Origin of the sequence: Rhodococcus sp. 7Tela_A2 (assembly GCF_049311045.1) — a bacterium.
Taxonomy (GTDB): domain Bacteria; phylum Actinomycetota; class Actinomycetes; order Mycobacteriales; family Mycobacteriaceae; genus Rhodococcus.
This window is the reverse complement of the sequence record NZ_JAXION010000007.1, coordinates 15,917-41,042: the sequence shown is the minus strand read 5'-3', so window position 1 is coordinate 41,042 and position 25,126 is coordinate 15,917. Positions and strand designations below refer to the sequence as shown.

The 25,126-nt window shown below is 67.3% G+C and carries 22 protein-coding genes; 11 read left to right on the top strand and 11 right to left on the bottom strand.

What is annotated here, in order from left to right; translation table 11 throughout:
• Window positions 1-13: 13 nt before the first annotated feature.
• A complete protein-coding gene (locus tag TVH25_RS02675) occupies window positions 14-1,303 on the bottom strand; it encodes an adenosylmethionine--8-amino-7-oxononanoate transaminase (protein WP_422423294.1) in 1,290 nt (429 codons plus the stop codon).
• Window positions 1,304-1,452: 149 nt separating this feature from the next.
• Here TVH25_RS02675 and TVH25_RS02670 point away from each other — a divergent pair, with 149 nt between their 5' ends.
• From TVH25_RS02670 to TVH25_RS02645, 6 genes are all read left to right on the top strand, one after another.
• A complete protein-coding gene (locus tag TVH25_RS02670; RefSeq protein ID WP_296550270.1) occupies window positions 1,453-3,531 on the top strand; it encodes an SGNH hydrolase domain-containing protein in 2,079 nt (692 codons plus the stop codon).
• Between the two features lie 44 nt (window positions 3,532-3,575).
• Window positions 3,576-5,780, top strand: coding sequence for a glycogen debranching protein GlgX (glgX, locus tag TVH25_RS02665; RefSeq protein WP_296550272.1), 2,205 nt, complete (start codon window positions 3,576-3,578; stop codon window positions 5,778-5,780).
• On the top strand, window positions 5,777-8,140 hold the full coding sequence (gene treY / locus TVH25_RS02660) for a malto-oligosyltrehalose synthase (protein ID WP_296550274.1): 2,364 nt from the start codon (window positions 5,777-5,779) through the stop codon (window positions 8,138-8,140). Before glgX ends, treY begins: the two co-directional genes overlap by 4 nt.
• A gap of 216 nt (window positions 8,141-8,356) precedes the next feature.
• Window positions 8,357-9,190, top strand: coding sequence for a class II glutamine amidotransferase (locus tag TVH25_RS02655; RefSeq protein ID WP_240951851.1), 834 nt, complete (start codon window positions 8,357-8,359; stop codon window positions 9,188-9,190).
• 62 nt (window positions 9,191-9,252) lie between these two features.
• Complete coding sequence (locus TVH25_RS02650; protein WP_422423291.1) at window positions 9,253-9,807, top strand: potassium channel family protein; 555 nt, start codon at window positions 9,253-9,255, stop codon at window positions 9,805-9,807.
• A gap of 24 nt (window positions 9,808-9,831) precedes the next feature.
• On the top strand, window positions 9,832-11,250 hold the full coding sequence (locus TVH25_RS02645; protein WP_422423306.1) for a DUF2252 domain-containing protein: 1,419 nt from the start codon (window positions 9,832-9,834) through the stop codon (window positions 11,248-11,250).
• A 10-nt stretch (window positions 11,251-11,260) separates the two neighbouring features.
• Here TVH25_RS02645 and TVH25_RS02640 read toward each other — a convergent pair whose 3' ends face one another.
• On the bottom strand, window positions 11,261-11,926 hold the full coding sequence (locus tag TVH25_RS02640) for a hypothetical protein (RefSeq protein WP_206036418.1): 666 nt from the start codon (window positions 11,924-11,926) through the stop codon (window positions 11,261-11,263).
• Window positions 11,927-12,186: 260 nt separating this feature from the next.
• On the opposite strand from TVH25_RS02640, the gene TVH25_RS02635 reads away from it, so the two are divergent.
• The gene (locus TVH25_RS02635; RefSeq protein ID WP_169619125.1) at window positions 12,187-13,476 is read left to right on the top strand and encodes an adenylosuccinate synthase; all 1,290 of its coding nucleotides are present in this window, start codon (window positions 12,187-12,189) and stop codon (window positions 13,474-13,476) included.
• A 114-nt stretch (window positions 13,477-13,590) separates the two neighbouring features.
• Here TVH25_RS02635 and TVH25_RS02630 read toward each other — a convergent pair whose 3' ends face one another.
• Together TVH25_RS02630 and TVH25_RS02625 are read right to left on the bottom strand one after the other, a co-directional pair.
• The gene (locus tag TVH25_RS02630; protein ID WP_296550614.1) at window positions 13,591-14,058 is read right to left on the bottom strand and encodes an RES domain-containing protein; all 468 of its coding nucleotides are present in this window, start codon (window positions 14,056-14,058) and stop codon (window positions 13,591-13,593) included.
• Window positions 14,059-14,209: 151 nt separating this feature from the next.
• The gene (locus TVH25_RS02625) at window positions 14,210-14,728 is read right to left on the bottom strand and encodes a hypothetical protein (protein ID WP_422423290.1); all 519 of its coding nucleotides are present in this window, start codon (window positions 14,726-14,728) and stop codon (window positions 14,210-14,212) included.
• A gap of 178 nt (window positions 14,729-14,906) precedes the next feature.
• Here TVH25_RS02625 and TVH25_RS02620 point away from each other — a divergent pair, with 178 nt between their 5' ends.
• Window positions 14,907-16,355, top strand: a complete 1,449-nt coding sequence (locus TVH25_RS02620) for a PLP-dependent aminotransferase family protein (protein WP_422423289.1) — start codon at window positions 14,907-14,909, stop codon at window positions 16,353-16,355.
• A gap of 64 nt (window positions 16,356-16,419) precedes the next feature.
• Here TVH25_RS02620 and TVH25_RS02615 read toward each other — a convergent pair whose 3' ends face one another.
• Entirely contained in the window at window positions 16,420-17,517 is a 1,098-nt protein-coding gene (locus TVH25_RS02615) for a CaiB/BaiF CoA transferase family protein (RefSeq protein ID WP_169619132.1), read from the bottom strand.
• A 94-nt stretch (window positions 17,518-17,611) separates the two neighbouring features.
• Entirely contained in the window at window positions 17,612-17,995 is a 384-nt protein-coding gene (locus TVH25_RS02610; protein ID WP_422423288.1) for a nuclear transport factor 2 family protein, read from the bottom strand.
• Window positions 17,996-18,108: 113 nt separating this feature from the next.
• Between TVH25_RS02610 and TVH25_RS02605 the strand changes: the two genes are divergently transcribed.
• Complete coding sequence (locus tag TVH25_RS02605; protein WP_378528062.1) at window positions 18,109-18,483, top strand: VOC family protein; 375 nt, start codon at window positions 18,109-18,111, stop codon at window positions 18,481-18,483.
• 224 nt (window positions 18,484-18,707) lie between these two features.
• Here the strand turns inward: TVH25_RS02605 and TVH25_RS02600 are convergent, their stop codons facing one another.
• From TVH25_RS02600 to TVH25_RS02580, 5 genes are all read right to left on the bottom strand, one after another.
• On the bottom strand, window positions 18,708-19,193 hold the full coding sequence (locus TVH25_RS02600) for a hypothetical protein (RefSeq protein ID WP_422423286.1): 486 nt from the start codon (window positions 19,191-19,193) through the stop codon (window positions 18,708-18,710).
• 108 nt (window positions 19,194-19,301) lie between these two features.
• Window positions 19,302-19,973 carry an MFS transporter gene (locus tag TVH25_RS02595; RefSeq protein ID WP_422423285.1) on the bottom strand — a complete coding sequence of 224 codons (672 nt, stop codon included), beginning with the start codon at window positions 19,971-19,973 and terminating at the stop codon, window positions 19,302-19,304.
• A complete protein-coding gene (locus TVH25_RS02590) occupies window positions 19,970-20,092 on the bottom strand; it encodes a hypothetical protein (protein ID WP_422423284.1) in 123 nt (40 codons plus the stop codon). Before TVH25_RS02590 ends, TVH25_RS02595 begins: the two co-directional genes overlap by 4 nt.
• Window positions 20,089-20,424, bottom strand: coding sequence for a hypothetical protein (locus TVH25_RS02585; RefSeq protein ID WP_422423283.1), 336 nt, complete (start codon window positions 20,422-20,424; stop codon window positions 20,089-20,091). Before TVH25_RS02585 ends, TVH25_RS02590 begins: the two co-directional genes overlap by 4 nt.
• A 125-nt stretch (window positions 20,425-20,549) precedes the next feature.
• Window positions 20,550-23,318 carry a vitamin B12-dependent ribonucleotide reductase gene (locus TVH25_RS02580; RefSeq protein WP_169619140.1) on the bottom strand — a complete coding sequence of 923 codons (2,769 nt, stop codon included), beginning with the start codon at window positions 23,316-23,318 and terminating at the stop codon, window positions 20,550-20,552.
• A gap of 45 nt (window positions 23,319-23,363) precedes the next feature.
• Between TVH25_RS02580 and purT the strand changes: the two genes are divergently transcribed.
• Window positions 23,364-24,569: a formate-dependent phosphoribosylglycinamide formyltransferase gene (gene purT / locus TVH25_RS02575; protein ID WP_169619142.1), complete on the top strand. Its 1,206-nt coding sequence runs from the start codon at window positions 23,364-23,366 to the stop codon at window positions 24,567-24,569.
• Window positions 24,566-25,048, top strand: coding sequence for a DUF456 domain-containing protein (locus TVH25_RS02570; protein ID WP_169619144.1), 483 nt, complete (start codon window positions 24,566-24,568; stop codon window positions 25,046-25,048). The genes purT and TVH25_RS02570 overlap by 4 nt, the downstream gene beginning before the upstream one ends.
• Window positions 25,049-25,126 lie beyond the last annotated feature (78 nt).

Below are 25,126 nucleotides of genomic sequence, written 5' to 3'. Positions count from 1 at the left end.
TAGCCCCGGGTGTTCAGCCCCGCACCGTGGCAGCCGCAGCGACCACACCCGCGGTGATCGCGGCGACATCCTCCGGCGTGCACACGTACGGCGGCATCGTGTAGACGAGATTCCGGAACGGCCGCAGCCAGACGCCCGCCTCCACCGCCGCCGCGGTCGCCGCCCGCATGTCGACCGGTTCCCGGGTTTCGACCACCCCGATTCCGCCGAGCACCCGCACGTCGGTCACTCCCGGAAGATCGCGCGCCGTCGCCAGCCCGGACACGAGCCCGGCAGTGAGATCGGCCACCTCGGCCCGCCAGTCCCGCGACAACAGAAGCTCGGTCGACGCGACCGCGACGGCGCACGCGAGTGGATTCGCCATGAAGGTGGGCCCGTGCATGACACCGCCGCCCTCCCCGGCACTGATCGTTTCTGCGACGTGCGTCGTGCAAAGCACTGCCGCCAGGGTCAGGTAGCCGCCCGTCAGCGCCTTCCCCACACACATCAGGTCGGGCGCGACGCCGGCGTGGTCGGCGGCGAACATCTCCCCGGTCCGCCCGAACCCGGTCGCGATCTCGTCGAAGATCAGTACCAATCCGTGTTCGTCGCACATGCGCCGCAACTCGCGCAGGTACGCCGGGTCGTGGAAGCGCATACCTCCCGCCCCCTGCACGACAGGCTCGACGATCACCCCGGCGAGTTCGTGCGCGTGCTCGGTCAGGACCGACTCGAAGGCAGCGACGTAACCGGGATCGAACCCGCGGGGAGGCGCCGGCGCGAAAACCTGCCTGGCCAGCACGTCCGTCCACATCGCGTGCATGCCGCCCTCCGGGTCGCACACACTCATGGGGGCGAGCGTGTCCCCGTGGTACCCACCCCGCCACGTGAGGAGGCGACGTCGCTCGGGACGGCCGACAGCCCGTTGATACTGCAACGCGATCTTCACGGCCACCTCGACCGACACCGATCCGGAGTCGGCGAGAAACACCTTGTCCAGGCCCTCCGGCGAGATGTCGACGAGCAACTCCGCGAGCCTCGCCGCCGGAGCGTGGGTGAGTCCGCCGAACATCACGTGACTCATCTTCGCGAGCTGATCGGTGACCGCGGCGTCGAGCACCGGATGCCGGTAACCGTGCACCGCCGCCCACCACGAACTCATGCCGTCGACAAGCTCGCGTCCGTCCGCGAGCACCAGCCTCGTACCGGCCGCACGGTCCACCACCAGGGGTTCCGTGGAGGCCGGAAACGCGCCGTACGGGTGCCACAGATGATCGGCGTCGAGCGTGCGGATCCGGTCGGCGGACATGCGGGGAGAAACCACGGCACGACTGTAGGCGGTTGGAATCGGCGGGTGCATTGGACGTAGTCTGCCCAAGTTCCTGGGTACCAAGGTCACAGGAAAACTGCTCGCGTGTTCCACGGCGTCCCGCCCGAGGCACCGCCGAGTCCACGACGCTGAGGAGTACACGTATGCCAGTCCGCACCTCGGACCGGGCCCCGGAGGCCACTGCGGCACCGGGCACCCGTCTCGGGTATCGCGCCGATCTCGACGGCGTGCGGGGCCTTGCGATCGCCCTCGTCGTGGTCTTCCACGTCTGGTTCGGACGCGTGTCGGGCGGTGTCGACGTCTTCCTCGCGCTCTCCGGTTTCTTCTTCGTCGGCACCCTGCTCCGGGTTGCCGAGTCGCACGCCCCGCTGGACCCGCGACCGGTGTTGCGGCGGGTGGGCAGGCGACTGCTCCCGCCGCTGGTGCTCGTGCTGCTGGGGACGACCGTCGCGGCTGTGGCGCTGCTGCCGTATACGCAGTGGTTCCGCGTCGCCGAGCAGACCGGTGCGTCGCTGCTGTTCATGCAGAACTGGCATCTCGCGCGCACAGCGAGTGATTACCTGGCGGCCGACCCGATGGTCAGCCCGCTGCAGCACCTGTGGTCGATCTCGGTCCAGGGCCAGTTCTACATCGGCGCACTGATCGTGGTGTTCGGCGCGACGTGGTTCCTGCGACGCAGATCGATACCCGCCCGCGCTCCCCTCGCGGCGCTGCTCACGATTCTCACCGTCGCCTCCCTCACATACGCCGTCCTGGCTGACGTGCCCCAGTCGTGGCTCTACTACGACAGCGCCGCCCGGATGTGGGAGCTCACACTCGGCGGAGTGCTCGCCTGTGTGGCCCCGTGGCTGCGGGTCCCCCGTCCGGCGCGGATCGTTCTGGGCGTCGTGGGTCTGGCGGTGCTGTGTGCCTGTGGTGTCGTCCTCGACGGCAACAGTCTCTTCCCGGGACCGTGGGCGCTCGTGCCGGTCGGCGCGGCCATGGCGCTGGTCGTGGCCGGTAACACCCGGGCCGGGGACAGCGTTGCCGACACACCGACCGCGCGGGTGCTGTCGAGCGTCCCGCTGGTACGGCTCGGAGCCGTCGCCTACGCCCTCTATCTATGGCACTGGCCGGTACTCATCGGCTACCTGGTGCTCCGGGACAGGCCCTCGGTCGGGTTGCTCGGCGGCCTCGGCGTGATCGCCGTGTCTCTCGCGCTCGCGGAGGCCACCACGCGATGGCTGGAGAACCCGATCCGCCGGTCCGAGTCCGGCCGCACCCGCAAGGTTCTCGTGGCGTCCGTCACAGTGGCCGGTGTCGCACTCGTGGCCGCGACCGCAAGCTGGACAACCCACGTTGCCCGTCAGGACGATGTCCTCGAGCGCGTGGTGGCACTGTCACCCGACCTGTATCCCGGTGCTGCTGCGCTGAAGGGCTTCGTCGACGTCGAGCCGCAGCCCGTCCAGCCCCCGCTGCTCGTCGCACACCGGGATCTGCCGCCGGCGACGCTCGACCACTGCATCGCCCAGCACACCAACCGCGAACCGCTGACGTGCACCTACGGCGACCCGTTGTCGACCCGGAGAATGGTGCTCGCCGGAGGCTCCCACTCCGAGCACTGGCTCGCGGCACTCGACACCCTCGGCAAGAAACACGGCTTCCGGCTCGACACCTATCTCAAGGTGGGGTGCCCGCTCTCGGACCCGCTCGCGGAGCTCACGGAGGAATCTCCGACGGTGGAGTGCGACACATGGTCGGTGAAGGTGCTGGCAGAACTCCAGGCCGATCCTCCCGACTACCTGTTCACCACCTCGACGCGGACGAAGGACGAAGGCGAGGGGCCCGGCGATTTCACCCCGTTCTGGTACGTCGACCTGTGGCGCACACTCGACGAGTACGGCATCCCCGTCGTCGCGATCCGCGACAACCCGTGGCTGTTCCACGACGACATGAGCTACCGGGCTGCCGATTGCCTTGCAGGTGGCGGTAACTCCGACTCGTGTGCGGTGGCGCGCGCCGACGCCCTCGACCCGGTCGACCCGGCGATCGAGGCCTCGGCCTTCTCCCCCAACGTGAGCTTGATCGACCTGTCGGATTCGCTGTGCCGGCCCGAGGTCTGCCGCGTCGTCGAGGGCAATGTGCTGATCTACCGTGACGAGAACCACCTCACGACGACGTACGTGCGCACGATGACACCCGATCTCGAGGCGCAACTGGGTCCCGCTACCGGCTGGTGGTGAACGCCCGGCGAGTTCATGTGCCCGAGTGCGGCTACTGTGCAGTCATGCAGCCCAGCCCCACGGATACCAGCGAAGAAACACCGGAGCCGATCCCTGTGTGGCCCGGTAGTGCCTACCCCCTCGGTGCGACGTACGACGGCGCCGGAACGAACTTCGCACTGTTCTCCGAAATCGCCGAAAAAGTCGAACTGTGCCTGATCTCGCGTGAGGGCACCGAGACCCGCATTCCGCTCGAAGAGGTCGACGGCTACGTGTGGCACGCATATCTGCCCACGGTCTCGCCGGGCCAGCGGTACGGATACCGGGTCCACGGCCCCTACGACCCCGAGAACGGCCACCGGTGCGATCCGAGCAAGCTGCTGCTCGACCCGTACGGCAAGGCCTTCGACGGTGACTTCGACGGGGACGCGTCGTTGTTCTCGTACGCGCTGCCCTCGGACACGGACGCGGAGTCCGACAGCGACGAGAGCGCGGAATCGGACGCGCCTGACGCCGACTTCCCCCAGCTCGACTCCCTCGGCCACACCATGACGACGGTGGTGATCAACCCGTTCTTCGACTGGGCGAACGACCGGCATCCCCGGCGCCCCTACAACGAGACGGTGATCTACGAGGCACACGTCAAGGGGATGACGGCCACGCATCCCGACGTCCCCGAATACCTGCGCGGCACCTACGCGGGTCTCGCCCATCCCGCCGTCATCGACCACCTGCTCGACCTCGGGGTCACCGCGATCGAACTGATGCCCGTGCACCAGTTCATGCACGACCAGGTGCTCCTCGACCAGGGTCTGCGCAACTACTGGGGCTACAACACCTTCGGGTTCTTCGCCCCGCACACGGAGTACTCGTCGTCGTCGAAGCCGAGCGAGGCGGTTGCCGAGTTCAAGGCTATGGTCCGCGCGTTCCACGAAGCGGGAATCGAGGTGATCCTCGATGTGGTGTACAACCACACCGCCGAGGGCAACCACCTCGGGCCGACCATCAGCTTCCGCGGAATCGACAATGCCGCGTACTACCGTCTCGTGGACGACGACAAGACCCATTACATGGACTACACCGGGACCGGCAACAGCCTCAACGCCCGGCATCCCCACACTCTCCAGCTGATCATGGATTCGTTGCGGTACTGGGTCACGGAGATGCACGTCGACGGTTTCCGGTTCGACCTCGCATCCACGCTCGCCCGCGAACTGCACGATGTGGACCGGCTGTCGGCGTTCTTCGATCTGGTGCAACAGGATCCGGTGGTCTCGCAGGTCAAGCTCATCGCCGAGCCGTGGGACATCGGCGAAGGTGGTTACCAGGTGGGCAACTTCCCCAGCCTGTGGACCGAGTGGAACGGCAAGTACCGCGACACGGTGCGCGATTACTGGCGCAGCGAGCCGTCGACCCTCGGGGAATTCGCCTCCCGCCTGACCGGCTCGTCCGACCTGTACGAGGACACCGGCCGGCGTCCCGGCGCGTCCATCAACTTCGTGACCGCGCACGACGGCTTCACACTCGCGGACCTGGTGTCCTACAACGACAAGCACAACGACGCCAACGGTGAGGACAACCGGGACGGCGAATCGCACAACCGGTCGTGGAACTGCGGCGTAGAAGGTCCGACCGACGATCCCGAGGTCCTGACTCTGCGGGCGCGCCAGCAGCGCAACATCCTCGCCACGCTGGTGCTGTCGCAGGGCACCCCGATGCTCGCGCACGGCGACGAGATGGGGCGCAGCCAGCGCGGCAACAACAACGTGTACTGCCAGGACAACGAATTGTCGTGGATGGATTGGTCTCTCGCGGAGGCCAATGCCGATCTGGTGGCGTTCACCCGCAATGTCATCGCGTTGCGAACCGAGCATCCGGTGTTCCGGCGTCGTCGCTTCTTCGAGGGCCGGCCGATCCGCAGCGGCGACCAGTCCCGCGACATCGCGTGGCTCACTCCCTCCGGGGAAGAGATGACCCCAGAGCACTGGGACAGCGGTTTCGGCAAGTCGCTCGCGGTGTTCCTCAACGGAGAGGGCATCCCCGAACCGGACCAGCGCGGGCAACGCGTCGTCGACACCTCGTTCCTGTTGTGCTTCAACGCCCACCACGAACCGATCGAGTTCGTGACTCCCGACGGCGCGCACGCGGACGAATGGTCCGTGGCAATCGATACCGATGTCGCGGACGGCGTGCGGGAGTTCAGCGTCACCGCAGGAAAGCCGATCCTGGTCGAAGCACGTTCGATGGTGGTGCTGCGGAGGACCGCATGACCTCACTCCCGTTGCTGTCCACCTACCGGCTGCAGATGCGAGGTGACGCGTTCACGTTCGCCGACGCCGTCTCCATCGTCGACTATCTCGACGGCCTCGGGATCTCGCATGTGTACCTGTCTCCCCTGCTCACCGCCACCACCGGATCGAATCACGGATACGACGTCGTCGATCCGTCCACAGTGTCGCCGGCACTCGGGGGGCGTGCGGGTTTCGAACACCTCGTACGAGAGGTGCGCTCGCGCGGAATGGGCGTGATCGTCGACATCGTCCCCAACCATGTGGGCGTGGGCGACCCACGCCAGAACGCCTGGTGGTGGGACGTGCTGCGGCGCGGCCGCGACTCGGCGTACGCGTCGTTCTTCGACATCGACTGGTCGGAGGACAACGGTGCCGACGGCCGGATCGCCCTTCCGGTGCTGGGTTCCGCCGACGCGGTGCAGGAACTGACGGTGGATCGCACGGGTGACGAACCCGTGCTCGCCTACTACGACAAGCGATTCCCGATCGCACCGGGAACCGACGACGGAACCCCGGCCGAAATCCATGCACGCCAGGCGTACCGGCTGGTGCCCTGGGATTCGGGGTTGATCGGATACCGGCGCTTCTTCACCGTGGACGATCTGGCCGCGGTGCGGGTCGAGGATCCGCGGGTGTTCGACGCGGTGCACGCCCAGGTCGCGTCGTGGATCGACGACGACCTCGTCGACGGCCTGCGGGTCGACCATCCCGACGGTCTCGCCGATCCGTCGGCGTACCTCGAGCGCCTGCGCTCCTTGATCGGACCGCAGCGCTGGCTGGTGATCGAAAAGATCCTCGCCGAGGGTGAGCCCCTCGACATGACGTTGCCGGTCGACGGCACCACGGGGTACGACGCACTCGACGAACTCGCCGCGGTGTTCGTCGACCCCCGCGGCGACAAGGCGCTCACCGCGGTGTCCCGGACCTACACCGGCTCCGACGGGGACGCCGCGTGGTTGCATTCCCAGGAACGCGACCTCAAGTGCTCGGTGCTGCGGTCCGGACTTGCTCCGGAGGTGGCCCGGCTCGTCCGCGCGATCCGGAAGGACACCGCCGGATACGGCGCGGCCGGCTCCGCACAGGAACTCTCGGACGCAGTCCTGCGCGATGCGGTGACCACGGTCGCGGCGCGGGTGCCCGTCTACCGCGCCGACTATGCTCCGCTCGCCACGATGCTCCCCCGCATCGTCGGCGAGGTCGCCCGGGAGAAGCCGGACCTCGAGCCCGCCCTCCGGATGCTCACAACGGCGCTCGCGACCGGAGGCGAAGCAGCCGCACGCTTCGGCCAGGTCTGTGGCGCGGCAACCGCGAAAGCGGTGGAGGACTGCCTGTTCTACCGGGCTGCCCGGCTCGTGTCCCTGCAGGAAGTCGGCGGGCAGCCGGGCCGCTTCTCCCTCGGCGCAGCCGAATTCCACCTTTCCTGGACCCAACGTGCACGTCGTCTTCCCCGCGCGATGACGACGTTGTCGACACATGACACCAAACGCAGCGAGGACGTGCGCGCTCGTATCGGAGTGCTGTCCCAGGTCTCCGACCTGTGGTCACAGCGGCTCGGCGAATGGAATGCGATCGCGCCGCCGCCCGACGCCGCCATCGGGCTGTTCCTCTGGCAGACACTGTTCGGGGTGTGGCCGGCCGACGGTGTTGTCACCGGGGAACTGCGCGAGCGGCTCCACAATTACGCCACGAAAGCGCTGCGCGAGAACGGCACCCGCTCCACGTGGACAGAGGTCGACGCGGAGTTCGAGGGCGCCGTCACGGACTGGCTCGATGCCGTGTGCGGCGGACCCGTCGGTGTGGCTCTCACCGGACTGGTCGCCGAACTCGAGCAGCATGTCGCCGCGGCATCCCTCGGGCAGAAGCTCCTGCAGCTTCTCGGGCCGGGCGTTCCCGATGTCTACCAGGGGACGGAACTGTGGGACGACTCCCTCGTCGACCCAGACAACCGGCGTCCGGTCGATTTCGCGATCCGCAAGGGCTTGCTCGGCGAATCCGGTTCGGTGCCCGCGAAGTTCACGGTCGTGAAGAGTGCGCTGCGGCTGCGCCGGGAGAAGTCGGAGAGTTTCGTGGACGGCGCGTACGTCCCGTTGTTCGCGGCGGGGCCCGGAGCCGAGCACGTCCTGGCATTCGGCCGTGGCCCGACGGCCGACGACGTCGATGTGCTCGCCTTGTCGATGCGGCATACCGCGGCTCTCGCTGCGACGGGCTGGGGCGACACGGTGTTCCACCTCCCGCCCGGATCCTGGACAGATGCGCTCTCGGGACGGCAATTCTCCGGAACCGTCCGGCCCGCAGATCTTTTCGCAGCGCTGCCGGTGGCGGCGCTGGTGCGCGACTGAGATGATGTCTGTTGACCTTGGTGGTTAAATGCCCGCACAGCGGGCAAAAACTAACCGAAACTTGCGGGCTCCGTGCTCACACCTCGGTTTCGTCCCGCGCTGCTTCCTCGGCTTCGCGGGGGGGGGGGGGGGGGGGGGCGGCGCCCCCCCCCCCCCCGCCGCCCGATCTGCCGCGATCACCTCGTACAGGCGGACTCCCGGTGCGACACTGGTGTGATGTGTAGATGGATGGCCTACTCCGGCGATCCGATTCTCGCCGAGGATTTGTTGTTCAAGCCGGAGCATTCGCTGATCGATCAGAGCCTGCACTCGCATCTCGGCGCCACAACCACCAACGGTGACGGTTTCGGTGTCGGCTGGTACGGCCTGGGCGAAACGCCCGCGGTGTTCAAGGGCATCGATCCGGCGTGGAACGACGAGAATCTTCGTGAAGTCGCGTCGCAGGTGAGCACCCACCTGCTGTTCGCCCATATCCGGGCGTCGACCGGGAGCGCCGTCCAGCGGAGCAACAGCCACCCCTTCCGGCACGAGAACTGGCTGTGGATGCACAACGGATGCATCGAAGGATTCGAGCGGATGAAACGGGATCTGGTGTTCGCCATCGAACCGGATCTCTACCCGTACATCGAAGGGTCCACCGACTCGGAAGTGCTCTTCTTTCTGGCCTTGACGTTCGGCCTCCGGGAAGACCCCCTCGGCGCGGTGGGGCGGGCAGTGGGCCTGGTCGAGCACCTCGCCCGGCAATACGGCATCGACGCTCCGGTGCAGATGAGCGCCGCCACCACGGACGGCGTCACGGTGTGGGCGTTCCGCTACTCGAGCGAAGGAAAAACACGTTCGCTGTTCTACTCCACCGAGATCTCGCGATTGCGCTCGCTGCATCCGGAGGTCGAGGCACTCCAGCGTTTCGGTATGACGGCGAGATTGGTTGTGTCCGAACCTATACGGGACTTGCCGGGTGCATGGAACGAAATGCCCGAAGGTTCCGCGGCGATCGTCCGCGAAGGCCGCGACGACATCGTTCCGTTCGTTCCACTGGGTGCGACGTAGACAGCGCGGGGCGACATCGTGTCCGCGTCGGCAACCCGTGACACCGGGGTCGGAGGCGGCGCGTGAGCGGCCCGCTACCGGCCGGAGGCCGGTCCACCCGCAGGTTGTTGTGGTCGGCCGGTGTGCGGCCGTTGCTGACAGCCGTTGTGCTGCTGACCGTCTACTTCCTCGCACCGCTCGACGGTATCGGAGACCTGGGGGCGGTGTTCCTCCTGGTCGTGGGGGTTCTCGCGGTGGGTACGGTGGCGGTCTGGCAGGTCAAGAAGGTACTGGCGTCGCACTACCCGGCGGTGCAGGCCGTCGAAGCGGCCGCTGCCACTGTTGCGTTGTACCTCGTCGGTTACGCCGCGTTCTACTACCTGCTGTCCGCTGCGAACGCGCAGGGATTCAGTGAGGTGCTCTCGCGGGTCGACGCACTCTATTTCTGTCTCACCGTGTTCGCCACGGTCGGATTCGGCGACATCGTGGCCACCACCGATTCGACGAGAGCGGTCGTATCCCTCCAGATCGTCGCTAATCTGGTGTTCCTTGCCGTCGGGATCCGCGTGCTGACCGGCGTGGTGCAGTGGCGTCGGCAGCAGCGTCAGAACCCTCCCGGCACTTCCCCGGGTGGGTAGGACCGCCACCCGAAAGGAATGGAAATCGTGGCCGAACCCGACATTCCGACGCACACCCAGGTGTCTCTCGATCCCCGAGCACGGAGAGCCAAGGGGAAGCACGCACGACGCTCGACGCCCCTCGACTCGCTCGCCGAATGCGGCGCCGATCCACGCCGTTCCCCGATCGATCTGCTCTCGACACAAGCGGAGACCAGGGTGCCCCAGTTGGTCCCCATCCGGCACGGTCGCATGGCGTCGTCGCCGTTCGCGTTCTACCGCGGTGCCGCGCTCGTCATGGCGGACGATCTGTCGCGGACCCCGTCGAGCGGGCTGACCACCCAACTCTGCGGCGACGCGCACCTGTCCAATTTCGGCATCTTCGCCACGCCCGAAAGGAAATTGGCGTTCGACGTCAACGACTTCGACGAGACCTATCCCGGGCCGTTCGAATGGGATGTCAAACGACTCGCGGCCAGTCTCGCGATCGCAGCGAAGGACAACGACTTCACCCGGAGGCAGCGGCGGCGCATCACCATTGCCTGCGCGTCCGAGTATCGGGAAACGATGCTCGAGCAGGCAGAGCGGGGGAACCTCGCGGTCTGGTACTCGCGGATCCAGCCGACCACCGAACTGGTCGAACTCCGCGACGAACTCGATTCGTCCATGAAAAAACGTGTTCGGAAGTTGCTCGAGAAGTCGGTACACAGCGACAGCGTGCACGCGGCCGGAAAACTGACCTCCGTCGTGGACGGGCGCCGCACGATCACCAGCCGGCCACCTCTGATCGTGCCGATCGAAGAAGTGTTCGCCGATGCCGATGCCACGCAGCTCTACGACGAACTGCATCGGCGACTGCGCGAATACGCCTCCACACTCCAATCCGATCGCCGCACCCTGCTCGCGCAGTTCGAATTCGTCCAGGCCGCGCGGAAAGTCGTCGGTGTCGGCAGCGTGGGCACCCGGGCATGGATCGTCCTGATGCGGGGGAGGGACGACGATCCGCTGGTGCTGCAGGCCAAGGAAGCGCAGCGGTCCGTACTTGCCGGGTACGTCGACGGGCCGCAGTACGAGAACGAAGGTGAGCGGGTGGTGCACGGCCAACGGCTCATGCAGGCCGCGAGTGACATCTTTCTCGGATGGCAGCAGGGTCCCGGAGTCGACGGTGTCCGGCGTGACTTCTACGTCCGGCAGTTGCGCGACGGCAAGGGGTCCGCGGTGGTGGAGGCGATGACGCCGAGAGGTATGGAGCTGTACGGACGGCTGTGCGCCCGAGTCCTCGCGTACGGCCACGCGCGCGGGGGAGACCGCATCGCGATCGCGTCCTATCTGGGATCGGGCAACGAATTCGACGAAGCGATTGCGGGGTTCGCGAAGACCTATGCGGAGAGGAACGTCCGCGATCACCAGGAGCTGGTCGCCGCGATCGACTCGGGTCGAATCGCCGCGCGCACCGGTATGTGAGCGCGACGGCTCAGCGCACCAGGAGCCAGTTCTTGTCGTGCCGGTAGAAGGTGGAGCGTTTGAGGGGGCGGGGATTCGCGACCCCGTCGCGGGTGACGGTCGCGGCGGGCGAACCCAGTTGCATCGCCCGTCCCGTCAGCCACTTGTAACCGCCGAACCAGCGCGGCCGGTCGATTGCGGCGCGCAGTCCCGGCATCGCCGGTGTGGGCTCGACCCGGATACCGGGCACCGTGCCGGAGAACAGGCGGGTGTCGTCGACGTAGGCCTCCCCGACGAGACCGGACTCGTCGCCACACACGAGCGCCCGGCCGACGAGCGCGATGCCGGCGTCGTCCCGGATCAGCGGAATCGGCTTCGCCTCACCGCGCAATGCGATGGTGGCCGCTTTCGAGCCGCTGCGCAGGCCGTATGCCTCGGTGGCCGGAGTGCGCGACTCGGGTACGTACGCGAGTTCGATGTCGTCGAGCCGATCGAGGCGCATCAGCCGGGTCAGTGTCGCGGCGAATGCGGCATCGTCTCCGACGACGATCAGCCGGGGGTTGTCCACCGAGTCCGCTTGGGCGAGGACATCCTCGAAATCGTCCTTCTCCGGAAGCGCGGGAGCGGACAGCGTCGTCTCCGGGGTGAGAGTCAGCGGCAGGGGTACCTCGCCACATCTGAACACTACCGGGGTCAACAGAACTCCTCGCGAATGTCGGGTTCGTACGGTTGCAGGCTTCGGTCCACTCTAATCGGAAGGCGCCGGGCGGGGGTGGGACGCGCGGCGGTGCCGCGAGTCCTCCTGCAGCTGCCACCCGGATCGTGCCGATACCGGTGCCGGAGCCGGAGGCCGTGGCAGGGTGGACTACACTGTGGTCCCGGCTGCTGTCCGGTTCCAGGGCAGGACCCTGCAGGCGAGACCGCCCGCACGTAACACCTGTCTGAGGAGAGCGCGACATGCCGGCAATCGTCCTGATCGGAGCCCAATGGGGCGACGAGGGCAAGGGCAAAGCTACGGACCTGTTCGGCGGACGTCTGCAGTGGGTCGTGCGCTACCAGGGCGGAAACAACGCCGGGCACACCGTGGTGCTGCCCAACGGCGACAAGTTCGCTCTGCACCTGATCCCCTCGGGCATCCTGACCCCGGGCGTCACCAACGTCATCGGCAACGGTGTCGTCGTGGATCCGGGCGTGCTGCTCACCGAACTCGCCGGCCTCGAAGAGCGCGACGTCGATACGTCCCGCCTGCTGCTCTCGGCCGACGCGCACCTGATCATGCCGTACCACGTGGCGATCGATAAAGTCACCGAGCGCTTCCTCGGCAAGAGCAAGATCGGCACCACCGGGCGCGGAATCGGCCCCTGCTACCAGGACAAACTGGCCCGCGTCGGCGTGCGCGTCGCCGATGTTCTCGACGAGAAGATCTTCACTCAGAAGGTCGAGGCGGCGCTCGAGTTCAAGAACCAGGTGCTCGTCAAGATCTACAACCGCAAGGCGCTCGATCCCGAGCAGGTCGTCGAAGAAGTCCTCACCCAGGCCGAGGGATTCAAGCACCGCATCACCGACACCCGCCTCGAGCTCAACAAGGCACTCGACCGCGGTGAGACGGTTCTGCTCGAGGGCTCGCAGGGCACGTTGCTCGACGTGGACCACGGCACCTATCCGTACGTGACGTCGTCCAACCCCACCGCGGGTGGCGCGGCAGTCGGATCGGGCATCGGACCGACGAAGATCACGACGGTGCTCGGCATCCTCAAGGCGTACACCACGCGTGTCGGTTCGGGCCCGTTCCCGACCGAACTGTTCGACCACCACGGTGAGTACCTGGCGAAGAAGGGCGGCGAGGTGGGTGTGACCACCGGTCGCGCGCGCCGCACCGGGTGGTTCGACGCCGTGATCGCCCGTTACGCCACCCGCGTGAACGGCATCACCGACTACTTCCTCACCAAGCTCGACGTGCTGTCCGGGCTCGACACCGTGCCGATCTGCGTCGGCTACGACGTCGACGGGGTCCGTGTCGACGAGATGCCGATGACGCAGACCGACGTCCACCACGCCAAGCCGATCTACGAAGAGATGCCCGGTTGGTGGGAGGACATCTCCCACGCCCGTACCTTCGAAGAGCTTCCGAAGAACGCTCAGGATTACGTGCTGCGTCTCGAAGAGCTTTCCGGAGCGTTCATCTCGTGCATCGGTGTCGGTCCCGGCCGCGACGAGACGATCGTGCGCCGCGACGTCATTCGCTGACACAGGCCGCGCCGCACTGAAACCGGTTGCGCGGCTGAGCCTCGACGGTCCCTCGGCGGACGTGCGGCTCGCAAGCGTCGGTGTGCAGCGGCCACCATGTGGTGCGGAACAGGATCAGGTCGTCGGTGGCGCGACGATGCGCACCGACCGCGGCGGGCTGGCAACCGTGAAGTCATACCGTCGCGCAGCGGCCACGAACGGGTCGGCACTCGGATCGGTCGGCCAGTCGGCCTCTCCCGCGTTCCCGAACAGGCTGACCGCGTTGGGGTTCGGCCCGGTGGTGAACCAGGTTTGATACTGCAGCCCGGCGAAGGTGGTGGCGGCGAACTTCGCCGCCCACTCCTGAGGCACCGCGTATGGGGTCATGGTGACAAGCTCCCTGGTTGAACCGAAGTCCGCTGCCGTGTCCGCGCAGGTGTCGGCGAGCCGATGGTTGTGTGGCACGGTCAGGGTGGAGAGCTGGCGTTCGGCGGCGAATTCGTCGCTGATGATCCCGGTTGCCGCCAGCGCCTGGCCGACGGTCTCCCGGATCGCGGTGAGCTCGTCGTACGCGAGGTAGCAGGTGCCGCGTGGCGGGGTCAGATCGAAGCGGCCGCCGCCGTCGGAGGAGAACCACCAAGGGCCGTTCCCGGCGCGGTGCCCGCGTGCAGCGGCTGCCCCACGGTGAGTCCGCAGGCGGGGAAGTTGCGCAGCGGCCGGGTCGGCGGCCCCAGAGCGACAGTGTCACGACTGCTCACGCGGCCCACCGCTGCGCGTCGGCGCGGGCCAGCTCCAGTGCCGCGTCCAGGGGATGACCGTCGACGATCCAGTCGGCCGCAGTGCGGTCATCGAGCTCAGGCTGGGGGCTGCGAAGCCAGACTGCGCGGGTCCACGGGTCGGCAGCGTCGCGCAGGGTCCTCCACAGAGTGAGCAGGTGTGGGTGCACCGTTCCTGTGTCGGTGAACTGCCAGGTGGGGTAGACCCACCCGCCGCCGTCGAGTTGGCAGGCGATCACACTGCCCGTGGCTACAGCCTTGTTGACGGCTTGGCGGCTCACACCCCACCACTGTGTCAGCCCCGCGGTGTCGTAAAACGGGCCGATGAGCTGGTCGTAGACGTGGGGAAGTGCTGCAGTCATCGCGCGAGCGATCGACTTGACGTCTGCAAAGGCAGCGGGGGAGACGTGGGCTTCGCGTGCGCGGTCGAAAGTGTCCTGGACGCGGCGGGTGAGCTCGTCCATGAGCTCACGTTGTTGCTCGGCGAGGGTAACCATGCGAAAGCCTCCTGGTCGTCAACCGTGTCAACCCCAGCGTCATCTTCTGCGTCAACCGTGTCAACGAACGGAAGATGGGTGTTCTCATTCCACCCGCAGTCGCTGAGGTTCGTCTCCTGCGGGCCTGCCTCACCGACTGGCCTGACTCGATCGGTCCACTTTCGGCGATACTGGACCGGTGATCACGCGTGCGATAGGGGCCGGTTCGCTTGTCCGGGATCTGGGCAACTGGCAGGACGCCGGGGACCGCAGGCCGGCATACCGTGCGCTGGCCGACGGCATCCGCCTCCTCGTGCACGACGGTCGGGTACCGCTCGGGGTTGCGCTGCCCAGCGAACGCGAACTCGCGTCGGCCCTGTCGCTGAGCCGCACCACTGTCACCGCCGCGTACACCGCGCTGCGCGATGCGGGGTACCTCCGCAGTCGGCAGGGAGCGCGCAGCACGGTGGCGATGCCTGCCGAACGAACCACGGTCCCGGCGTCGGTGCCGGTGCTCGGTGAGGCGATCGACCTCCGCAACGCGTCGCTCGCGGCCCCGGCGGCCGCCATCGAAGCGGCGTACAGCGCGGCACTGGGATCGATGTCCGCGTATCTGGGCTCCCACGGCATGGAACCCGTGGGCGTCATGGCGCTCCGTGACGTGATCGCACGCCGGTACCGGGATCGTGGGCTGCCCACCACGCCCGATCAGATCATGGTGACTTCCGGTGCGCAGCACGCGATGCGATTGCTGCTCGGCGTCCTCACCGATCCCGGCGACCGGGTGATCGTCGACCACCCCACCTATCCGAATGCGCTCGAAGCGATCCGTCGTCACGGCACCCGTCCGGTGCCGGTCCCGGTGCGACCGGAAGACGGACCCGCCGGCGGCTGGGATCTCGACGGACTTGCCGGTGCCGCCCGCCAGACCGGCGCGCGCACCGCGTTCCTGGTGCCGGACTTCCACAATCCGACCGGGCTGTGTCTCGACGCGGACGGGCGAGCAGAACTGACCCGCATCATGCGTGACGCGAGGGTGACGCTCGTCGTGGACGAGACGATGGTGGACTTGTGGCTGGACGCCTCGCCACCGCCGCCCGTCGCCGCGACCTCGTTCGGAGGGCAGGTCGTCACCGTCGGGTCGACCGGCAAGTCGTTGTGGGGCGGGCTGCGAGTGGGGTGGATCCGTGCCGACCGGGACCTGATCGTGCGTCTCACCGGAGCGCGTATGGCAGTGGACCTCGGCACGCCGGTCATGGAACAACTTGCCGCCGCGCACCTGCTGTCGGACGTCGAGGACCTGCTCGATGCCCGCCGCCGCCTGTTGCGGGAGCGCCGCGCCGCACTCGTCGCCGCGCTCGCGGACCGGTTACCGGCGTGGAGATACACCATCGGGCAGGGCGGCATGTCGTTGTGGGCGAGGATGCCCGAACCGGTCTCGACGGCCCTCGCCGCGACAGGACCGAGCCACGGGGTGCTCCTCGCCGCCGGTCCCAGATTCGGAGTGCAGGGTGCGTTCGAACGATTCGTGCGGCTGCCCTACACCCAGGAGCCTGACACCCTGCGGCGTGGAATGGCCTCGGTTGCCGCGGCCTACAGCGCCGTCACCGCGGGATCGCCCATAGACGAGACCAGGATCGTCGTCTGAGAGACCCCCAAACCCCCCCCCCCCCCCCCCCCCCGGGGGGGCCCCCGGTCGAGCTCTGAAAGAGTCAGACCCAGAGCGTGTCGATATCGGTCGCCTCGCCGGCCGGCGCGGCGGGCTCACCCGACGGCGTGCGCGAGAAGCGCGGGGCGGGCGCGTGCTGGACGACACCGTCGACCTCGATCAGCGATCCCCGTGCGGCGAGATGCGCGTTCTGCGGCGCCTCCGCGAAAGTGAGGACCGGCGTCACGCACGCATCGGTACCGAGGAACACCTCGGACCACTCGTCGCGGGTCCTGCTGAGGAACTTCTCCGCGAACACCTTCTTCATCTCCGGCCACGAGGACTTGTCGAGCTGATGCGGCAGATCGGCCGGATCGAGTTCGAGACCCTTCAACAGGAGCGCGTAGAACTGCGGTTCGATCGCACCGACGGCCATGTACTTGCCGTCCGAGGTCTCGTACACCTCGTAGAAGTGTGCTCCGGTGTCGAGCATGTTCACACCGCGCTCGTCGGACCACAGGCCGTTGCCGCGGAACGACCACATCATGTGCGACAGGGCGAGAGCACCGTCGACCATCGCCGTGTCGACGACCTGGCCGCGACCGGACGTCTGGCGTTCGACCAGCGCCGCGAGGATGCCGAAGACGAGGAACATCGAACCGCCGCCGAAGTCGCCGACCATGTTGAGGGGCGGGACGGGCCGCTCGCCCTCCCGGCCGATCGCGTGGAGCACACCGGTCAGCGAGATGTAGTTGATGTCGTGGCCGGCGGCGTTGGCGAGAGGACCGTCCTGTCCCCAGCCGGTCATGCGGCCGTACACGATCCGGGGATTGCGCTCGAGCACCACGTCCGGTCCGAGGCCGAGACGTTCGGTGACGCCCGGACGGAAGCCTTCGATCAGCACGTCGGCGCGCTCGAGCAGTGCGAGCACCTTCTCGATGTCCGCCGGGTCCTTGAGGTTCGCCTCGACGACGCGACGGTTGCGCTGGATCGGGTCGCGGTGGCCCGCGGGCGGGATCTCGCCGGGACGCTGCACGATGACGACGTCCGCGCCGAGGTCGGCGAGCAGGGTTGCCGCATGCGGTCCGGGGCCGAGTCCCTTGAACTCCACGACGCGGATACCCGCGAGCGGGCCCTTTTTCTCAACAGCTTCAGCGGACACTCGTCGAACCTCACTCCGATGCGTAGGAACTCTCCGACCGGGACAGTACCTTAGCGATCGCTCGGGAATATGAGCGTGGTCACGGTGCTCCGGCTCACGCCTGGTACAGGTCTGCCTCGGTCAGTCCGGTCGCCTCGAATGCGTCCGCGAGACTGCTGTGCCGCACCACCATCACGACTTTGTCGTCGACCACCCGGAAGGCGATCGCCTCGTCGAGCGGCGCGCCCGTGGCTTCCGCACCCCACGTCGACCGTTCTTCGACGACCACGATGCCCTCGTGGACGAACATCCGTCCGGGCTCGAGAGTGACGCCGGAGTTCGTTGCCCATTCGCGCAGTTCGTCGAGGCCCTGATCGGCGTCGTCGTCGTCGGTGGGAAGGACGATGTCGTCGCTCGACAACTCGAGGAGCGTGTCGATGTCGTTGCTGTTGACGGCCTCGTGCCAGGCCAGAACGGTAGCGATCTCGGAGGTGCTCATGATCGAAGCCTAGCGTTCCGGCCCGGAGGTCGGCATCGTTCCCAGGCCCGACCCGGGAGGCGAATCCGCCGAATCGGCCGCCCGGACGGGAGGTGCCGGGCACAGTGGAAGACATGCTGATCACAGGACAACTTGTGAGCTTCGTACCGAGCACGGACCTCGACGTCTCGGAGATGTTCTACGTCGACACCCTGAAATTCAGGAAGCTCGGTCGCGATGCGTTCGTGCTGGTGATCGATGGGGGCGGCGGAGCGCCCGTGCGGATCACGCTCGTGCAGTCGCGGGAGGAGACGGGCTACACCGCGCTGGGCTGGCGGGTACCCGACCTCGATGCCACCGTCGACCGACTCCGAGACAAGGGCGTCGACTTCACGCGCTACAACGGGATGGATCAAGACGAGCACGATGCGTGGACCGCGCCGGACGGCGCACGGGTCGCCTGGTTCCGTGATCCGCACGGAAACGTGCTCTCGCTCATGCAGTCCTGACCGGCGCGCGCCCGGTCCGCTCGGCGCCCGGGGCTCACCCGGCGAGGAAAGCACCCCGTACGAATCCGGCGAGCAGCACCGTGAATCCGCCGATCTCGCCGACGATCAGGGCGACCATCGCCGCTTCCGTACCGTGCACCGGATCGGCGAACTGGGCGCGATGTCGACGTACGGGTGCGCAAGGTGGTTCTCCGGCTTCGCCATCCCTGCTGCGAAGCAGCGGTTCATCCGGAAGTGCGATCCAACGGCGGGTTCTCTGCTGGATCGGTGGATGTTCGATCGGAGTTTGCGGAGCTGTCCTTGGCGATGATGGCGTACGCGATGAAGGCGAGAACCACGGGGACGGTGCCCGCGAGGAGGAAGAGGAGCCTGACGATTCCGTGGTCGATGAACAGCCCTGTCACCACTGTGGAGATGGGCATGAGAGAGATGCTGCCGAACCAATCGACACTGGTCACTCTTCCCCGCAGGTCGTCGGGCACGCCTTGTTGCATCAGGGTTTGCCAGAGGACGTTTCCGTAGGCGTTGAAGAGGCCGACGAGGACCATCGCGACCGCCGCCACTGCGACTGTCGGGTGGAAGGCGATGGCGATGAGGGGAAGGGACCCGAGGCTCCACGCGGCGAAGAGGGTTCCGAATCGGTTGTCGGGGCGGATCGCGAACGACGAGACCAGTGACCCTACGGCGCTGGCGATTCCGTAGCCGACCATGATGAGGGCGTATGCCCCTGCTGATCCCTCACCGAATACGACGGGTAGTGCGACGGATCGTGGGCCTGCCTGCAGAAGGAGCGCTAGTGCGGACCACAGCACTGCCGTTCATATCCATTTTGTCTGGGCCACGTACCGGAAGCCGTCGCCGATGTCCTGAAACACCGATGCCCAGCCGGCCGACCGGTCGGGTGCGGGCGGTTCGTAGGCCGGCACGATTTGTCGAGAGAACGCCGCCGTGACCAGGAACAAGACGCCCACGACTGCGAGAGCAGGGGCGGGGCCGGCCAGAGCGATTGTCGCGCCTCCGATCGCTGGTCCGAAGGCTTTCAGCAGCAGGGACTCCACTAAGGCTTGGAGGCTGTTGCCGACGTGGAGGTGCTCCTTTTCGACGATTTCTGGCAGGAGGGATTCGTTTGCCGGCCCGTATACGCCGTCGCAGGCGCCGACGATCGCCGCTGTTGCGGCCAAGGCGTACCACGGGATGGTGGCGGCCTCTGCCCATAGGCAGATGGCCAGGAGCACAGTCCCGGGGATGAAGGCTGACCAGGCGAGAATCGTCCGTTTGGGGTGCCTGTCGAGAAGGGCGCCGCCGAAGAGCAGGCTCGCCAGAGTGCCGATGAGTCCGCAGCCGACGACGATGCCGACGGTAGCCGGGCCGTATCCGAGGTGGAGTGTAAACAGGGGTAACGCGATGACCCACACGCCCGCTGCGAGCAGCGAGGATGAGAGTGCTAGCCAGAGGTATCGGAAGTCTCGATTACGGAGCGGGCTGGTCATGCCTTCCGGAGTGCCCTTTCCTTCGTGTCCACGCCTGAGCTGGTCGGGAGGTGCGCTCCGGCCGCCACCTTCTTGCGAACTGCGACCTTGACCGGCTGGCCGTCGGGGCCATCGGTCATGAGGACTGCTGGAGTCTCGGGCCGCTCCACAGGATGGGGTGTGCCCGCCACTGGAGTCCGTCGATGTCGACGATCGGCTCGACGTCAGGATGCGGGTTTCGCTTCTTCGCGTTGATCTTCCGGAGCTTGATCCTGCGGGACTGCCTGTCGTCGAAGGAGACGTCCATCGTCATGGAGTACTCCTCCGAGTTCGCGCTGATCGCGTTGGACTGCTGCTTCGCGAGCAACCGGTACCACCGCTCGGATGCAGCCTCGCTGTTCGGCTGGAAGACCGCAACTTCTAGGGGGGCTGCGTCGATCGGGACGTTGATTGCTCGGAATCGGGGTGCCACGAGGTCTTGTCGATTTGGTCTTCCGCAGGAAGGCAGCAAGAGTAGATGTTCGAGTCTGGATCCGTTGGAGGTCAGCACGTCCGCCTGGCCGCGCCCAGGGTCATCGCATCGGTATGGGGCAGCCGTCAACTGCAACCGCTGGTGCTCCCGCACGACGGGCAGGCGTGGCACGATCCGGCACGTTGCATACGCACTCCGCATTGCATGCAGTACGGCGCGTCCGGATTCCCCGGAGAGGGTGCAGTGAGGCCGCCGGGTGCCGGAGGAGTGTCGGGAGTATCCGTCGTGATCGCGGCCGTCGTGGCCGCTGTGGTTGTGCCCGTGTACGACGTGAGGGTCGGGGTGTCCGGGACGGTGCGCTCCGCGCTCGTCAGGATCCCGAGTTCGGTGCGTTCGTCGAGATCGAGGTAGTCCACCGCGAGCCGCCGGAAGATGTAATCGAGGATCGACGTGGCGATCCGCAGGTCGGGATCGTCCGTGATCCCGGCCGGCTCGAAGCGGGTGCTCGTGAACGCCCGCACGAACGTGCGCAGCGGAACCCCGTACTGCAGGCCGTAACTGACCGACATCGAGAACGCGTCCATGATTCCGGCAAGAGTGGAGCCCTGCTTCGACACCCGCAGGAACATCTCGCCGGGTCTGCCGTCGCCGTACTCGCCCACGGTGACGAACCCCTTGCAATCGGCCACGCGGAATTCGAACGTGCGCGAACGCCGGGTGCGCGGCATCCGTTCCCGGCGAGGCGCCGGGAGCGGCGTGGCGGCCCCGTCACGGCGCCCCGACCGGGAGGTCGCCGACAGCGGCTGACCGAGTTTGCAGTTGTCGCGGTAGATCGCGAGCGCCTTGAGGCCGAGCCGCCACGCGTCGACGTACAGGTCGGAGATGTCTTCCACCGTCGCGGATTCCGGAAGATTGACCGTTTTCGAAATCGCCCCCGACAGGAACGGTTGCACCGCCGCCATCATCCCGACATGGCCGCGCGGCGCGATCACGTTGTCGCCCATGGACGTCGCGAACACCGGCCGGTGTTCGTCACGCACGTGCGGCGCGCCCTCCAGGGTGTGCTCGAGATCGAGATAGGCCACGATGTCCGCGACCCGCGCCGGATCGTATCCGAGGCGTGACAGTGCCCGCGGCACAGTGCGATTGACGATCGAGAGCGACCCTCCGCCGACGAGCTTCTTCGTCTTGACGAGTGCGAGATCCGGTTCGATTCCGGTGGTGTCGCAATCCATCGCCAAGCCGATCGTGCCGGTCGGGGCGAGCACCGACACCTGGCTGTTGCGCACACCGTGTGCGGCGCCGTCGGCCACCGCACGGTCCCACGACTCGCGTGCCGCGGTGAGAACCTCCGGTGCCGCGAGGTCGGCGTCGATGTCGTCGAGCGCGCCCCGGTGTTTGGCGAGCACCCCGAGCATCGGCTCGCGATTCTCGGCGAAACCGTCGAACGGTCCGAGGCGCTGCGCGAGCTGCGCGGAGACCTCGTAGGCGGCTCCCGTCATCAGCGCGGTGACGGATGCGGCCCACGCACGGCCCGCATCGCTGTCGTAGGGGATACCCGAGGCCATCAGCAGCGCACCGAGGTTCGCGTATCCGAGCCCCAGTTGCCGGAAGCGCCGTGACGTCTCCCCGATCCTGTCGGTGGGGTAGTCGGCGCGGCCCACGAGGATCTCCTGCGCGGTGAGCATCACCGCGACGGCGTGCCGGAATCCGTCGACGTCGAACACACCGTCCTCGCGAAGGAAGGTCAGCAGATTGAGGCTCGCGAGGTTGCAGGCCGAATCGTCGAGGTGCATGTACTCCGAGCACGGGTTCGAGGCATTGATCCGGCCCGTCGCCGGCGCGGTGTGCCAGGCGTTGATGGTCGAGTCGTACTGCATCCCCGGGTCGGCGCATTCCCAGGTCGCGGCGGCGATGCGTTGCAGCAGGTCGCGGGCTCGGACGGTCCGCACCACCTCGCCGGTGCGGACCGCACGCAGCGGCCACTCGGCGTCGTCCACCACGGCGCGCATGAACTCGTCGGTCACCCGCACCGAGTTGTTGGCGTTCTGATACTGGACCGAATAGGTGTCGGCGCCGTCGAGGCTCATGTCGAACCCCGCCTCGGCGAGCACCCGTGCCTTGCGCTCCTCGATTGCTTTGCAGTCGATGAATTCCTCGATATCGGGATGGCTCACGTCGAGGATCACCATCTTCGCGGCTCGCCGGGTTTTTCCGCCCGACCTGATGGTGCCCGCGGAGGCGTCGGCTCCGCGCATGAAGCTCACCGGTCCCGACGCCCTGCCTCCGCCGGTGAGAGGTTCGGCGGACGACCGGATGTGCGACAGATTCACCCCCGCGCCCGACCCGCCCTTGAAGATCAGCGCTTCCTGCCGGTACCACTCCAGTATCGAATCGATGCTGTCGTCGACCGAGAGGATGAAACACGCGCTCGCCTGCTGCGGTTTGTCCGGCACACCGATGTTGAACCACACGGGGCTGTTGAACGACGCCCGCTGGTGGAGCAACAGGAACGTCAGTTCCGCCGCGAACGCCTCCGGATCGTCGAGGTGCCCGTCGGCCCTACCCCACGCCGTGACGGTGTCGACGATCCGGGCCACGACGTCGCGCAACGAGTGTTCGCGCTGGTCGGTGCCGATCTGTCCCCGGAAATACTTCTGGGTGACGATGTCGGTGGCGTTCTGCGACCAGAACGCCGGAAACTCGACTCCGGTCTGCTCGAACACCACCTTGCCGGTGCCGTGGTGGACGATGCGCGCGTCGCGGCGCTGCCAGTCCACTTCGTCGGCCGGATCGACGCCCGCCCGCGTGAAGAACCGGGTATCGGCGCGCGCGTCGGTGGGAGAGCCGGCAGGCGACTGCCGGGCGCTGCTGTGAGGCACTGCACTGCACATCGCTTTCCTCCAGGGACGGCGATCGATGCCACATATAGTCCCACCATGGTCTCACCGCGTCTCGGTACTCCGCTGTCTCCGACTGCCACCCGTGTTCTTCTGCTCGGCTCCGGCGAACTCGGCAAGGAGGTGATCATCGCCCTGCAGCGACTCGGCGTGGAGGTCATCGCCGTCGATCGCTACTCCAACGCCCCAGGTCATCAGGTTGCGCATCGTGCTCATACCGTCGACATGGGAGACCCCGACGCGCTCCTGGCGATCATCGAGGCAGAGCGTCCGCATCTGGTCGTGCCGGAGATCGAAGCCATCGCCACCGACGCGCTGGCCGTGGTCGAAGAACGCGGGCTCGCCGAGGTCATCCCCACCGCCCGCGCCACGCAGCTCACCATGAACCGCGAGGGGATTCGCCGCCTCGCGGCCGAGGATCTGGGTCTGCCCACCTCTCCCTACCGGTTCGCGCAGTCGCTCGACGAGGTCCGCGCCGCCGCCGAGCAGGTCGGTTTTCCGTGCGTCGTCAAACCCGTGATGTCCTCGTCGGGGAAGGGCCAGTCGACGGTGCGTTCCGCCGCCGACCTGTCCGCCGCGTGGGATCACGCACTGGCCGGGGGCCGCATCAACCACGGCACCGTCATCGTGGAGGGCTTCGTCGACTTCGATTACGAGATCACTCAGCTCACCGTGCGCGCCATCGGCGAGTCGGGCGAGGTCGAGACGTATTTCTGCGATCCGATCGGGCATCTGCAGCAAGACGGTGACTACGTCGAATCCTGGCAGCCGCAACCGATGAGCCCTACCGCGCTCGCCCGCGCCCGGGAGGTCGCCGGTGCGGTCACGGGTGCGCTCGGTGGTCGCGGCGTGTTCGGCGTGGAACTGTTCGTCAAGGGTGATGACGTGTACTTCTCCGAGGTCAGCCCGCGCCCGCACGACACGGGCCTGGTCACCCTGCGCACCCAGCGCTATTCGGAATTCGAGCTACACGCACGCGCGATCCTCGGGTTGCCGGTCGACACGGCCATGATCACCCCCGGCGCATCCGCCGTGATCTACGGAGGGGTCGACGCCCCCGGGATCGCCTTCGACGGTGTGGCCGACGCCCTGCGCGTCCCCGAAACGGACCTGCGCCTGTTCGGCAAGCCCGAGTCGTACCGTCGCCGCCGGATGGGTGTGGCCGTGTCGACCGCGACGGACGTCGCGACCGCCCGTGCCCGCGCGACCGATGCCGCGTCACGCGTGCACCCGATCGCACTGTGAGCACCGGCGCGGAGGTCCTCGTCGGCCTCGTGATCTGTGTCGGGCTGCTCGGTATCGTGCTCCCGATCCTGCCGGGCACGCTGCTCATCTTCGGAGCGATCGCGGTGTGGTCGGTGGTCACCGGGGGCGCGGTGGCATGGACGGTGTTCGCGATCGCCGCACTGGCCCTCGTGGTCACCGCGATCGTGAAATACACCTGGCCCGGAAAGCGACTCCAGCAGGCGGGTGTGCCGAACCGGTCGCTGATCATCGGCGGTCTGGTCGGGATCGTCGGGTTCTTCGTCGTGCCCGTGATCGGCCTCGTGCTCGGATTCCTTCTCGGCATGTACGTCTCGGAGATCCAGCGCCATCGCACACATGCGGGGGCGTGGCGGTCCACGGTGGCCGCTACCAAGGCGGCAGGCCTGTCGATCCTGGTGGAACTGTTCGGCGCCCTGATCGCAGCCGGCGCGTGGCTCGGTGCGGTGGTGTTCTGGTAGCTCCGGCGGCCGGGCCGGCAGCGCCGTCGTTGTTTACCCACCCGATCCGAATGGTTACGCCGTTGAAATGCGCGGCGG

Excerpts from the sequence above, each read along its gene's own strand:
- TVH25_RS02670 (WP_296550270.1), top strand. The coding sequence starts at position 1,453 with ATGCCAGTCCGCACCTCGGACCGGGCCCCGGAGGCCACTGCGGCACCG.
- glgX (WP_296550272.1), top strand. The coding sequence starts at position 3,576 with ATGCAGCCCAGCCCCACGGATACCAGCGAAGAAACACCGGAGCCGATC.
- treY (WP_296550274.1), top strand. The coding sequence starts at position 5,777 with ATGACCTCACTCCCGTTGCTGTCCACCTACCGGCTGCAGATGCGAGGT.
- TVH25_RS02655 (WP_240951851.1), top strand. The coding sequence starts at position 8,357 with ATGTGTAGATGGATGGCCTACTCCGGCGATCCGATTCTCGCCGAGGAT.
- TVH25_RS02635 (WP_169619125.1), top strand. The coding sequence starts at position 12,187 with ATGCCGGCAATCGTCCTGATCGGAGCCCAATGGGGCGACGAGGGCAAG.
- TVH25_RS02625 (WP_422423290.1), bottom strand. The coding sequence starts at position 14,728 with ATGGTTACCCTCGCCGAGCAACAACGTGAGCTCATGGACGAGCTCACC.
- TVH25_RS02610 (WP_422423288.1), bottom strand. The coding sequence starts at position 17,995 with ATGAGCACCTCCGAGATCGCTACCGTTCTGGCCTGGCACGAGGCCGTC.
- TVH25_RS02605 (WP_378528062.1), top strand. The coding sequence starts at position 18,109 with ATGCTGATCACAGGACAACTTGTGAGCTTCGTACCGAGCACGGACCTC.
- TVH25_RS02600 (WP_422423286.1), bottom strand. The coding sequence starts at position 19,193 with ATGGTCGGCTACGGAATCGCCAGCGCCGTAGGGTCACTGGTCTCGTCG.
- TVH25_RS02595 (WP_422423285.1), bottom strand. The coding sequence starts at position 19,973 with ATGACCAGCCCGCTCCGTAATCGAGACTTCCGATACCTCTGGCTAGCA.
- TVH25_RS02590 (WP_422423284.1), bottom strand. The coding sequence starts at position 20,092 with ATGACCGATGGCCCCGACGGCCAGCCGGTCAAGGTCGCAGTTCGCAAG.
- TVH25_RS02580 (WP_169619140.1), bottom strand. The coding sequence starts at position 23,318 with ATGTGCAGTGCAGTGCCTCACAGCAGCGCCCGGCAGTCGCCTGCCGGC.
- purT (WP_169619142.1), top strand. The coding sequence starts at position 23,364 with ATGGTCTCACCGCGTCTCGGTACTCCGCTGTCTCCGACTGCCACCCGT.